This is a genomic window from Variovorax sp. RO1, from assembly GCF_002849325.1.
GTDB lineage: Bacteria > Pseudomonadota > Gammaproteobacteria > Burkholderiales > Burkholderiaceae_C > Variovorax.
This window is the reverse complement of the sequence record NZ_PKMT01000001.1, coordinates 1,230,646-1,243,391: the sequence shown is the minus strand read 5'-3', so window position 1 is coordinate 1,243,391 and position 12,746 is coordinate 1,230,646. Positions and strand designations below refer to the sequence as shown.

Sequence of the window (12,746 nt, the reverse complement as noted above, 5' to 3'; positions counted from 1 at the left end):
GATGGCCTGGGCACGCGCCCTGAACGACCCGCGTCAGGCGTCCCACCACCCCTCGTCAAACCGCCCCTGCAGAAACGCCACGAACCCCGACACCTTCCCAGGCACCAGCTTCGGCGAAGGAAACACCGCGTGAATCTCCTGCTCCGGCAACGCATGGTCCCCCAGCACGGCGTTCACCTTGCCAGCCGCCAGCGACTCGCTCGCCACATAGCGCGGCATCAACGCAATGCCCAGCCCATCACGCGCCGCAGCCAGCACCGCCGACAGGTTGTTGGAACGGAAGCGCCCCGAAACAGGCACCGTCACCGGGTCGCCCTTCGGCGTATGCATGCGCCAGAACTCGTCGCCCACCACGCTGCTGTAGATCAGCGCCACGTGCGCGCTCAGGTCCTGCGCGCGCTTGGGCGTGCCGTGCTTCTTCAGGTAGGCCGGCGACGCCACCATGACCCACGGATTGGCGCCGAGGTAGCGCGCGCCCAGTGACGAATCGGCCAGCTTGCCCATGCGGATCGCCACGTCGATGCCCTGCGCGATGAGGTCCACGTAGCGGTCCTCAAAACTCAGGTCGAGCTGCACCTGCGGATGCCGGCGCATGTACTCCAGCGCCAGCGGCACCACCACGCGCCGCCCGAAGGCCACCGACGTGCCCACGCGCAGCAGGCCCTGCGCCTGGTTCTGCCGCAGCTGCACGATGCTGTCGGCCTCCTCCGCGTCGCGCACGATGGTCTTGCACTTCTCGTAGTACAGCGCGCCCGGCTCCGTGAGGCTCACGCCGCGCGTGTTGCGGTTGAGCAGCCGCACCTTGAGACGCGCCTCCGTGGCCGCGACCTGCTTGGTCACGGTGGGCTGCGTGGTGTTGAACTCGCGCGCCGCCTTCGAGAAGCTGCCGGTCTCGACGACCCGCACAAACATTTCCATAGCCAGTAGACGGTCCATGGCCGGATGGTAGCCAGTTATTCCGCCATGGAATAGGTTTTATGGTCCCCAGCCGTCTTCTTGGAATGCGCCCCGCTTCCTACAGTGGGGCCACCTCAAGGAGACTTTCAATGGCAAAGATGACAGCGGTCCAGGCCGCAGTTCTGGTGATGGAAAAAGAAGGCGTGACGCAGGCCTTCGGCGTGCCGGGCGCAGCAATCAACCCGCTGTACTCGGCGATGCGCCAGCGCGGCAGCATCGCGCACATTCTGGCGCGCCACGTCGAGGGTGCCTCGCACATGGCCGAGGGCTACACCCGTGCCATCGCCGGCAACATCGGCGTGTGCATCGGCACCTCGGGCCCGGCGGGCACCGACATGATCACGGGCCTGTACTCGGCCTGGGCCGATTCGATTCCCATTCTTTGCATCACCGGCCAGGCACCGCGCGCCCGCCTCTACAAGGAAGACTTCCAGGCGGTCGACATCGAGTCGATCTCCAAGCCCGTCACCAAGTGGTCGGTCACCGTGCGTGAACCCGGCCAGGTGCCGCAGGTGTTCCAGCAGGCCTTCCACCTCATGCGCTCGGGCCGCCCGGGCCCCGTGCTCATCGACCTGCCCTTCGACGTGCAGATGGCGCAGATCGAGTTCGACATCGACGCCTACGAGCCCCTCAAGCCCTACAAGCCAGCAGCCACGCGCGCCCAGATCGAGAAGGCCATCGGCATGATGCAGGCGGCCGAGCGCCCGCTGATCGTGGCCGGCGGCGGCATCATCAACGCCGACGCGTCCGACCTGCTCGTGCGCTTTGCCGAAGCCACCGGCGTGCCGGTGATCCCCACGCTCATGGGCTGGGGCACCATTCCCGACGACCACCCGCTCATGGCCGGCATGTGCGGCCTGCAGACCAGCCACCGCTACGGCAACGCCACGGTGCTCGCTTCGGACTTCGTGCTCGGCATCGGCAACCGCTGGGCCAACCGCCACACCGGCTCGGTCGACGTCTACACCAAGGGCCGCACCTTCGTGCACGTGGACATCGAACCCACGCAGATCGGCCGCGTGTTCACGCCCGACTTCGGCATCGTCTCCGATGCCAAGGCCGCGCTCGAGCTCTTCGTCGAAGTGGCCGAGGAAATGAAGGCCGCGGGCAAGCTCACCGACCGGGGCGCCTGGGCCGGCGAATGCCGCGAGCGCAAGAAGACCTTGCTGCGCAAGACCAACTTCGACACCGTGCCGATGAAGCCGCAGCGCGTGTACCAGTGCATGAACAACCACCTGGACCGCGACACCTGCTACGTGAGCACGATCGGCCTGTCGCAGATCGCGGCCGCGCAGTTCCTGCACGTGTACAACCCGCGCCACTGGATCAACTGCGGCCAGGCCGGCCCGCTGGGCTGGACCATTCCCGCCGCACTGGGCGTGCGCGCCGCCGACCCGACGCGCAAGATCGTCGCGCTCTCGGGCGACTATGACTTCCAGTTCATGATCGAAGAGCTGGCCGTGGGCGCGCAGTTCAAGCTGCCCTACCTGCACATCGTGGTCAACAACTCCTACCTCGGCCTGATCCGCCAGTCGCAGCGCGGCTTCGAGATGGACTACTGCGTGCAGCTGGCCTTCGACAACATCAACGCACCGGCCGACGCCGGCATCGAAGGCAGCTACGGCGTCGATCACCTCAAGGTGGTCGAGGGCCTGGGCTGCAAGGCGATCCGCGTGCACAAGCAGGAAGAGATGGCACCCGCCATCGCCCGCGCCGAAGCGCTCATGGCCGAGTTCCAGGTGCCGGTCGTCATCGAGGTGATGCTCGAGCGCGTGACCAACATCGCGATGGGCACCGAGATCGACGCCATCAACGAATTCGAACCGCTGGCCGAAAGCATGGCCGACGCACCGACCGCCCTCGCGGTGGCGATGCTGGACTGACCGAGGAGACGAAAGACATGCCCAAGTTCGCAGCCAATCTCACGATGCTTTTCACCGAGCTGCCGTTCATGCAGCGCTTCGAGGCGGCCGCCAAGGCCGGCTTCGAGGCGGTGGAGTACCTCTTCCCCTACCCCTTCGACAAGAAGGAACTCACGGCCGCGTTGCGCACGAACAGCCTGCAGCAGGTGCTGCACAACCTGCCGGCCGGCGACTGGGACAAGGGCGAGCGCGGCATCGCCTGCCACCCGGACCGCACCGGCGAGTTCCGCGAAGGCATCGCGCTGGCCATCGACTACGCCACGGCGCTGGGCTGCCCGCAGCTCAACTGCCTGGTCGGCAAGGTGCCGGCGGGCGTGAGCACCGACGCCGCGCACAAGACCGTGGTCGAGAACCTGCGCCTCGCCGCGCGCGAACTCGAAGCCGCGGGCCTGCGCCTGCTGATCGAGCCGATCAACACCTTCGACATCCCCGGCTTCTTTCTCACGCGCACCGACCAGGCGCTGGCGCTGATCGACGAGGTGGGTTCGGACAACCTGCGCGTGCAGTACGACATCTATCACGCACAGCGCATGGAAGGCGAACTGGGCAACACGCTCACCCAGCAGCTGGCGCGCATCGGCCACATCCAGCTGGCCGACAACCCGGGCCGCGGCGAGCCGGGCACGGGCGAGATCAACTACCCGTGGCTGTTCCAGCACATCGATGCGCTGGGCTACGACGGCTGGATCGGCTGCGAATACAAGCCCCGCGCCACCACGGTGGAAGGCCTCGGTTGGCGCGAAGCCCTCACGAAGAAGCAATGAACGTTCACGAAGGAAACAGAGACATGACCACTGCAGCAAGCGCACAAAAAATCGGATTCATCGGCCTGGGCATCATGGGCGCCCCCATGGCGGGCCACCTGCTCGACGCAGGCCACACGCTGTTCGTGAACACGCACGGCAACACGCCGGAGCCCTTCGTCTCGAAGGCCACCATCTGCGGCTCGGCCGCCGAAGTGGCGCGCAAGGCCGACATCATCTTCATCATGGTGCCCGACACCCCTGATGTGGAGAAGGTGCTGTTCGGCGCACCGGGCGCGGAAGGCGTGGCCGACGGCCTGAAGGGTTCGCAGGGCAAGATCGTGGTGGACTGCAGCTCCATCGACCCGATCGCCACCAAGGAATTCGCGCGCCGCATCGTCGCGCTGGGCGCCGGCTACATCGACGCGCCGGTTTCGGGCGGCGAAGTGGGTGCCAAGGCCGCGAGCCTGACGATCATGTGCGGCGGCGACGAAGGCACCTTCGGCCGCGTGAAGCCGCTGCTCGACAAGATGGGCAAGAACGTCACGCTGGTGGGCGGCGCGGGCGACGGCCAGGTCTGCAAGGTGGCCAACCAGATCATCGTGGCGCTGAACATCGCCGCCGTGAGCGAAGCGCTGGTGTTCGCCTCGAAGGCCGGCGCCGACCCCGCCAAGGTGCGCCAGGCGCTGATGGGCGGCTTTGCCAGCTCGCGCATTCTCGAAGTGCACGGCGAACGCATGATCAAGCGCACCTTCGCGCCGGGCTTCCGCATTTCGCTGCACCAGAAGGATTTGAACCTCGCGATGCAGAGCGCCCGTTCGCTGGGTGTGGCGCTGCCGCAGACCGCGAACGCAGCGCAGCTGATGAACGCCTGCGCGGCGATGGGCTACGGCCAGCTGGACCACTCGGCGCTGGTGAAGGCTTTGGAAGCCCTCGCCCAGCACACCGTGTCGCCTGACTGAACCTAGCTCTTTGCAGCGTCCAGAGACTCTTTCAGGTTGCGTCGGCGCCATGCCCAGGTCTTCACGGCCTGCGGCAGGATGCCGATGCACGACGCGTAGTACGTCACCTTGAAGCCCCAGAAACGCGGCCCGATGGGCGTGTTGCGGAACAGGTCGCCGGCCAGGATGGACAGCAGCGCCTCCTGCATGCGCCAGATGTTGCGCGGCGCCATGAACAGGCGGCGGATGGCGGGCGAGGTGATGCGGTAGATGAACCACGAGAACATCTTCGGGCCGTGCTTCATCACCTTCTCGTAATGGCGGAAGGCCTTCTCGGCCTCCTTCGCCTCGCCCTTGAGCCAGTGGTCTGCGCAGGCCGCGGCCTCGAAGCCGCTGTTCATCGCCAGGTACACGCCCGACGAGAACATCGGGTCGACGAAGGCATAGGCGTCGCCCACCATCATGAAACGATCGCCACGGCAGAACTTGGAGTCGTAGGCGTAGTTGCCGGTGGAGGTGGCACCTTCCATCAGCGTGGCGTTCTTCAGTCGCGCGGCCAGCTTGGGCGCAAGCGCGATGGTTTCCATGAGGAAGTCTTCGAGCGAGCCCTTGCGGCGCTTGAAGTAGGCCGGCGAGGCCACCGCGCCGACGCTCACGGTACCGTCCTTCAGCGGGATGTACCAGAACCAGCCATGGTCGAACCAGAACAGCGAGATGTTGCCCTCGAAGCGGCCCGGCCGGCGCTCGGCGTTGGCGAAGTGGCCGTACAGCGCCGCGCTCGCATGCTTGCGGTTGCGCTGCTTGGCATCGAACTGGTTCGACAGCAGCGTGTCGCGCCCGCTGGCGTCGATCACGAAGCGCGGGCGCCACGCGGTCTCGGTGCCGTCGTCGGCCTTGACCTTCACGAGCGGGCGGTTGTCGGGCGTTCCCTTGCCGGCGTCCATGTCGACGCCGGTGACGCGCCGGCCCTCGAAGGTGCGCGCACCGCGCTTGCCGGCATGGCGGAACAGCAGCTCGTCGAACTCCGAACGGCGCACGTGCACCGCATAGGGAAAGCTCTTGTCCATCGCCTGGCCGAAGTCGAAGTGGCTGGTGTGGTCGTGCCAGGGCGAGACGAATTCGGCGCCGTGCTTGCGCAGGCCGATGGCCTCGACCTCGGTGCGCACGCCGAGCCGGTCGAACAGCGGCATGTTCATCGGCAGCAAGGATTCGCCGATGTGAAAGCGCGGATGCTGCGCCTTCTCGAGCAGCACCACGTCGTGGCCCTTGTCTGCGAGCAAGGCAGCCACCGTGGAGCCCGAAGGGCCTCCGCCGATGACCACGACGTCCGGTTCGGTGCCGGTGAAAGGTCCGGGTGTCATTCGATGTCCCTCCGTGTTGTTCTGTCGCTGTGTCGCTTTGTCGCGATCGACGATGGTTCGCCGCACCGCCCGTGCGGCACGGATTTTTGCCCCCCAAAAACAGGGGTGTTGAAGTTTAGCCAGTCGGCAGACCCTCTCGATCAGGCGGAAGATAGAGGGTCTCGTCGTTCCCCCCGAGAGAAGAGGCACCGCTTTTGCGGTAGCCTCATTGCCCGCCAGAACCAAGGAGACTTTTCAAATGGCTGCATCCCTGTCCCCCGCTGAAGAAGCACTTCGAGAAGCAGCGCGCGAATACCACCGCTCGCCCGTCAAGGGCAAGATCTCGATCACCCCCACCAAGCCCCTGCTGAACCAGCGCGACCTGTCGCTGGCGTATTCGCCGGGCGTGGCCTACCCCTGCCTCGACATTGCGGCCGACCCGTCGCTCGCGGCCGAATACACCGCCCGCGGCAACCTCGTGGGCGTCATCACCAACGGCACCGCCGTGCTGGGTCTGGGCAACATCGGCCCGCTGGCCTCCAAGCCCGTGATGGAAGGCAAAGGCTGCCTGTTCAAGAAATTCGCCGGCATCGACGTGTTCGACATCGAGCTGGCCGAGAACGACCCCGACAAGCTGGTCGACATCATTGCGGCGCTGGAGCCCACGCTGGGCGGCATCAACCTCGAGGACATCAAGGCGCCCGAGTGCTTCTACATCGAGAAGAAGCTGCGCGAGCGCATGAACATCCCGGTGTTCCACGACGACCAGCACGGCACGGCCATCATCTCGGCCGCAGCATTGCTCAATGGCCTGGAGCTGGTCGGCAAGAAGATCGAAGACGTCAAGATCGCCGTCTCGGGCGCGGGCGCTGCCGCCATCGCCTGCCTGGACGTGATGGTCGGCCTGGGCGCCAAGCCCGCCAACATCTACGCCTGCGACTCCAAGGGCCTGATCTACATGGGCCGCGCGGGCGGTTTCGACGAATCGAAGTCGCGCTACGCCCAGAAGGACACCGGTGCCCGCACCCTGGCCGACGTGGTGAAGGATGCCGACGTGTTCCTGGGCTGCTCGGCCCCCGGCGTCATGAGCGCCGAGATGGTCAAGAGCATGGGCACGCAGCCGATCATCCTGGCGCTGGCCAACCCCGAGCCTGAAATCCGCCCCGAGCTGGCCAAGGCCGTGCGGCCCGATTGCATCATTGCCACGGGCCGTTCGGACTACCCGAACCAGGTCAACAACGTGCTGTGCTTCCCGTACATCTTCCGCGGCGCGCTCGATTGCGGCGCGAGCAAGATCACGGAAGAAATGAAGCTGGCCTGCGTGCGCGAGATTGCCGACCTCACCAAGGCCGACATCAGCGAAGAAGTGGCCACCGCCTACGCCGGCCAGGAGCTGGCCTTCGGCCCCGACTACATCATTCCGAAGCCCTTCGATTCGCGCCTGATTTTGCGCATCGCGCCGGCCGTGGCCAAGGCGGCCGCCGCCTCGGGCGTGGCCGCACGCCCCATCGAGGACATGGAGGCCTACCGCCAGCACCTGACGCGCTTCGTCTACCAGACGGGCATGTTCATGCGCCCGGTGTTCAGCGCCGCAAAAATCTCCACCACCAAGCGCGTGGCCTACGCCGAGGGCGAAGACGAGCGCGTGCTGCGCGCCGCGCAGTGGGCGGTCGACGAAGGCCTGGCCCAGCCGATCCTGGTGGGCCGCCCGGCCGTGATCGAGGCGCGCATCCAGAAAGCCGGCCTGCACATCCGCCCCGGCACCGACTTCGAGATCGTGAACCCCGAGGACGATCCGCGCTTTCGCACCTACTGGGAGAGCTTCCACAAGCTCATGGGCCGCCGCGGCGTCACGCCCGAGGCCGCCAAGACGATGGTGCGCCGCTCCAACACCACCATCGCCGCGCTGATGCTGCACCTGGGCGACGCCGACGCGATGATCTGCGGCCTGGTCGGACGCTTCGACGTGCACCTGGAACACATCCGCAACCTGATCGGCCTGAAGCGCGGCGCGCCCGGCTTTGCCACGCTGAATGCGCTCACGCTCGAGAAGCGCACGGTGTTCATCACCGACACCAACGTGAACGAAGACCCGAGCGCCGAGCTGCTGGCCAGCATCGCCGTGATGGCCGCCGAAGAGGTGCGCCGCTTCGGCCTGCCGCCGAAGGTGGCCTTCCTGTCGCACTCGAACTACGGCACCTCCAGCCGCGGCTCGGCGCGCAAGATGCGCCTGGCGCGCGACCTGTTCTCGCAGATGGCACCCGACATCGAGTGCGACGGCGAGATGCACGGCGACGCCGCGCTGTCCGACGAGATCCGCCGCACCGCGCTGCCCGAGACCACGCTCTCCGGCGAAGCCAACCTGCTGGTGTGCCCGAACCTCGACTCGGCGCACATCCTCTACAACGTGCTGAAGATGACCGGCGCAAACGGCATCACGGTGGGCCCGATCCTGCTGGGCGCCGCGAGCTCGGCCCACGTGCTGACGCCCTCGGCGACGGTGCGCCGCATCATCAACATGACGGCGCTGGCCGTGGCGAAGGTGAAGGCGCAGGACTGATGGCGCTGACGTAGTCACCGCGCCCCACCGGCTCCGTCGCGAGCCGCACGCCCCGCCGCGTTCACCGCTGCGGGGCTTTTTTTCGTCCGCCGCATCCTGAGGCGCCCCGGTGCGCGAGGTGCGCCAAAGCGGTGCTTCCAGACGCCCGATCGCCCTTTTCAGAAGCGTCCAACCACCATTTCGACTGGCACGCAATCTGCTAATACCCTGAGCGGATATTTCACATATCTTACTAATATATTAATAAACCAAGCCTTCAGACCCTGGTTCCACCCGCTGTCCACAGCGCCCTTTCTCTTCTTTTTCGAGGTACACGTTCATGAGCAATCCCCGCTGGCAAGGCATCTTCCCCGCCATCACCACCAAGTTCCACGCCGACGAAAGCATCGATGCCGAGGGCACCGCCCGCCACATCGACTTCCAGATCCGCAACGGCATCCACGGCCTCGTCACCTGCGGCTCGCTCGGCGAAGCCAGCACGCTGACGCTCGAAGAGAAACTGCAGGTCGCCAAGATCGCCCTCGAAGCCGCCGACGGCCGCATCCCCGTGCTGGCCAACGTGTCGGAGACCAGCACCCGCGAAGCCCTGCGCTACGTCGACGGCGCCAACAAGCTGGGCGTGGCCGGCTACATGGTCATGCCTTCGGTGATCTACGTGGCCGACGCGCGCGAAGCGATGCTCAACGTGCGCACCATCGCCAACGCGGCTCAGAAACCCATCATGGTCTACAACAACCCGGTGGCCTACCGCGTGGACCTGAAGCCCGAGCACATGGTCGAGCTGGCCGATTGCGAGTGGATCGCGGCCATCAAGGAGAGCACCGACAACATCCGCCGCATCACCGACCTGCGCAACACGTTGGGCGACCGCTACCAGCTGTTCCTGGGCGTGGACGACCTGGCCTACGAAGGCCTCGCCCTGGGCTGCGACGGCCTGCTGGCCGGTGTCGGTTGCGCCTTCCCGCGCGAGACGGTCGCGCTGTACGACCTGATGAAGGCCGGCAAGTTTGCAGAGGCGCTGAAGCTCTACCAGTGGATGACGCCGATGCTGCATCTGGACGTGTCGACCAAGCTGGTGCAAAACCTCAAGCTCATCGACCTGCTGGTCGGCGTGGGCACCGAGCACATGCGCCGCCCGCGCCTGCCGCTCATCGGCGAGGAGCGTGCCTTCATCGAGAAGGTTGTTGGCAAGGCGCTGGCCACGCGTCCGACCCAATACCAGTCGGTCGCCTGAGCCGCCACATACGACGCACCCCAAGGCCCAGAACACCATGCAAGAAAACGCCTTGAAAGAGAGCGGCGGCCTGTCCCGCCGCGTGCTCGACGCGTCGGACTTTGTCCTGCGCTGCGAGCGCCACCTGCTCAGCAGCTTGATGGGCCTGCTCATCGTGCTGGTGCTGCTGAACGTGGTCACGCGCTACGGCGGCTTTCCGCTCTACTGGGTGGACGAGGCCTCGGTGTACTGCGTGGTCTGGCTCACCTTCATCGGTGCGTCGGCGATGACACGGCTGCGGCTGGACTTTGCGGTGACCCTGCTCACCGACAAGCTCGGCACCCGGGCCGCGCGCGTCGCCAAGGCCAGTGCTTCGAGCGGCGTGCTGCTGCTCGGGCTGGCCCTGCTCGCGATGTGCTGGCTGTGGATGGACCCGGCCGGCATCGTGCGCCACGGCTTCGACGCGAAGGAGTTCGCGGCCGAGAGCTTCAACTTTCTCTACACCGAGCGCACGCAGACGCTCGACTGGCCGACGTGGCTGGTGCAGCTCATCCTGCCGATCTTCTCGCTCACCCTCAGCGTGCATGCGCTGGCCAACCTCCTCGAAGACCTCGGCCTGCAGCCCAAGCGCACGCATGACGAGTTCCATGTCGCCAACGCGGACGCCGTGAACTGAAATGCTGACCTCTGCCTTTTTCCTGCTGATCATGCTGGTCGGCGTGCCGATCGGTGCCTGCCTGTGCCTGTCGGGCATCGTCTACATCCTCAACTCGGGCGACACGGTGCTGTTCCAGTCGTTCCCGGTGCAGATGTTCGGCGGCGTCGACAGCTACAGCCTCATTGCGATTCCGCTGTTCATCCTCATCGGCGAGATCATGAACGGCGGCGGCATCACGAAGCGGCTGGTCGACCTCGCGCTGGCCTTCATCGGCTCGGTGAAGGGGGGCCTCGCCTACGTGAACATCCTGGCGAACATGCTGGTGTCGTCGATCATCGGCTCGGCCACCGCGCAGGTGGCGATCATGAGCCAGATCATGGTGCCCGAGATGGAGAAGCAGGGCTACGACAAGACCTTCGCGGCCGGCATCACGGTGTACGGCGGCATGCTCGGCCCGATCATTCCGCCCTCGGTGATGTTCGTGGTGTACAGCGTGCTCGCGCAGGTGGCGGTGGGCGACATGCTCATCGCGGGGATCATTCCCGGCGTGATTCTCACGGTGCTGTTCTTCATCGTCATCGCCTGCATGGGCCTGATCTACAACTACCCGCGCACCGAGAAGCGCACCGTCAGACAGCGGCTGCACACGATCCTCACCGCCTGCCCGACGCTGCTCATTCCGATCGTGATCGTCGGCTCCATTCTTGGCGGCCTGGCCAACCCCACCGAATCGGCGGCGGTGGGCGCGGTGGCCGCCGTGCTGGTGGGGCGCTACGTGACCAAGGAATTCCGCTTCGCGATGATTCCGCAGATCCTGCTGAAGTCGGCGATCTACTCGGCGGTGGTGCTGTTCCTGGTGGCGGCCGCCGCGGTGTTCTCGTGGCTGCTGATCTACGGCAAGGTGCCGCAGGCCACGGCCGCATGGATACAGACCGTGGCGAAAGACCCGATCGCGTTCCTGCTGCTGGTGAACGTGATCCTGCTGGTGATCGGCACCGTGATCGACGGCATTCCCGGGCTGATCATGACCGTGCCGATCCTGTTGCCCATTGCGACGGAAATCTACGGCATCGACCCGCGCCACTTCGGCGTGGTGGTGGTCATCAACCTCGTGCTCGGGCTGATGACGCCGCCGGTGGGGCTGAGCTTCTTCGTGGCCTCGGCGGTGACGGGTGCCAAGCCCGGAAAGATGTTCATCGTCACGCTGCCCTTCTTCCTGATCTGCTGCGTGGCGCTGGTGCTGCTGTCGCTGTTCCCGAGTCTTTCTCTCGCGCTCATCAAATAAGCGCGGATCCGCTCTCTTTCCCGTTCCTTCACTTCACCTCACCCCACCGGAGCTTCGCATGCCCCTCTCCCGCCGCCAGTTCGTCCAGGCCGCCGCCGGCACCGCTGCCGCATCGACCGCCCTCTTCGGCACCGTGTCGCGTGCCGCCGCCGCCAAGGAATTCCGCCTGGGCCTCATCACGCCCGCAGGGCACTCGTGGAACCGCGCCGCGGTGAGCTTCGGCGAGGCGCTGAAGAAGGCCACCGACGGCCGCCTGAGCGCCACGGTGTTCCACTCGGGCCAGCTCGGCAACGAGTCGGCCATGATGCAGCAGCTGCAGTCGGGTGCGCTCGACATGGGCTGGATCCAGGCGGCCGAACTCGGCTCGCGCGTGGCGAGCGTGGCGGCCATCAACGCGCCCTACCTCGTGCGCTCGACCACCAACGTCGCCTCGCTCGTGCGCACGCCCGCGGCGCTCAAGCTGCTCGACGTGCTGCCGCGCGAGACCGGCACCATCGGCCTGGGCTGGGGCATCACCGGCATGCGCGTGGTGTTCGCGACCAAGGACATCGCCTCGCCCACCGACCTGAAGGGCATGAAGCTGCGCATCAACCCCACGCCGGTGTATCGCGACTTCTACCAACTGCTGGGCGCCGCGCCCACGCCCATTCCCACGCCGGGCGTGTTCGACGCCATGTCCAACGGCCAGGTCGACGGGCTCGAAGCCGACATCGAGTTCTCGTGGAACCAGCGCTTCGACCGCGTCTCGAAAACGCTGCTGCCGATGAACGCGCTGTTCATGCCCTTCGCGCCGCTGGTGTCGGGCCGCATCTGGCAGACGCTCGACGCCAAGGACAAGGCGCTCATCACCGACCTCGTGAAGCAGCAGCTCGACGCGCAGATCAAGGACATCGTGACCACCGAGCTGGGCCTCATCGACAAGTTCAAGGCCAGCGGCATCGCGTTCAAGAGCGCCAGCAACTACAACCCCGCGCCGGTCATCGCCGAGTTCGACAAGGTCTGGCTGCCCAAGGCGCCGCAGATCGCCGAGCTGCGCAAGATCGGCGCGACGCTCTGACGGGGTTTCAGGCCCCGAATTCCCAGGCGCGGTGCATGCCGCACACGCCTTGGGCGGGCCGCGCACCTCG

General features: G+C 66.2%; 10 protein-coding genes. 8 read left to right on the top strand and 2 right to left on the bottom strand.

Annotated elements, in window-relative coordinates; genetic code table 11:
* Positions 1–33: 33 nt before the first annotated feature.
* On the bottom strand, positions 34–936 hold the full coding sequence (locus CY658_RS06055) for a LysR family transcriptional regulator (RefSeq protein ID WP_070062397.1): 903 nt from the start codon (positions 934–936) through the stop codon (positions 34–36).
* Between the two features lie 110 nt (positions 937–1,046).
* Here CY658_RS06055 and gcl point away from each other — a divergent pair, with 110 nt between their 5' ends.
* From gcl to CY658_RS06040, 3 genes are read left to right on the top strand one after another with little or no spacing between them, the layout of a single operon-like run.
* The gene (gene gcl / locus CY658_RS06050) at positions 1,047–2,840 is read left to right on the top strand and encodes a glyoxylate carboligase (protein WP_099795651.1); all 1,794 of its coding nucleotides are present in this window, start codon (positions 1,047–1,049) and stop codon (positions 2,838–2,840) included.
* A gap of 17 nt (positions 2,841–2,857) precedes the next feature.
* Positions 2,858–3,643, top strand: coding sequence for a hydroxypyruvate isomerase (hyi, locus tag CY658_RS06045; RefSeq protein WP_101489300.1), 786 nt, complete (start codon positions 2,858–2,860; stop codon positions 3,641–3,643).
* Between the two features lie 23 nt (positions 3,644–3,666).
* Positions 3,667–4,584 (top strand): 2-hydroxy-3-oxopropionate reductase, encoded by a 918-nt coding sequence (locus CY658_RS06040; RefSeq protein WP_101489299.1) that lies wholly within the window; start codon positions 3,667–3,669, stop codon positions 4,582–4,584.
* 2 nt (positions 4,585–4,586) lie between these two features.
* Here the strand turns inward: CY658_RS06040 and CY658_RS06035 are convergent, their stop codons facing one another.
* Positions 4,587–5,924 carry an NAD(P)/FAD-dependent oxidoreductase gene (locus CY658_RS06035; RefSeq protein ID WP_101489298.1) on the bottom strand — a complete coding sequence of 446 codons (1,338 nt, stop codon included), beginning with the start codon at positions 5,922–5,924 and terminating at the stop codon, positions 4,587–4,589.
* Positions 5,925–6,162: 238 nt separating this feature from the next.
* On the opposite strand from CY658_RS06035, the gene CY658_RS06030 reads away from it, so the two are divergent.
* The 5 genes from CY658_RS06030 to CY658_RS06010 all read left to right on the top strand — a co-directional run bounded on the left by CY658_RS06030 (position 6,163) and on the right by CY658_RS06010 (position 12,676).
* A complete protein-coding gene (locus tag CY658_RS06030; RefSeq protein WP_101489297.1) occupies positions 6,163–8,463 on the top strand; it encodes an NADP-dependent malic enzyme in 2,301 nt (766 codons plus the stop codon).
* 319 nt (positions 8,464–8,782) lie between these two features.
* The gene (locus CY658_RS06025; RefSeq protein ID WP_101489296.1) at positions 8,783–9,697 is read left to right on the top strand and encodes a dihydrodipicolinate synthase family protein; all 915 of its coding nucleotides are present in this window, start codon (positions 8,783–8,785) and stop codon (positions 9,695–9,697) included.
* Between the two features lie 37 nt (positions 9,698–9,734).
* Entirely contained in the window at positions 9,735–10,352 is a 618-nt protein-coding gene (locus tag CY658_RS06020) for a TRAP transporter small permease (protein WP_101489295.1), read from the top strand.
* A gap of 1 nt (position 10,353) precedes the next feature.
* Positions 10,354–11,619 (top strand): TRAP transporter large permease, encoded by a 1,266-nt coding sequence (locus CY658_RS06015; protein ID WP_101489294.1) that lies wholly within the window; start codon positions 10,354–10,356, stop codon positions 11,617–11,619.
* Positions 11,620–11,677: 58 nt separating this feature from the next.
* Entirely contained in the window at positions 11,678–12,676 is a 999-nt protein-coding gene (locus tag CY658_RS06010) for a TRAP transporter substrate-binding protein (protein ID WP_099795640.1), read from the top strand.
* Positions 12,677–12,746: the final 70 nt, after the last annotated feature.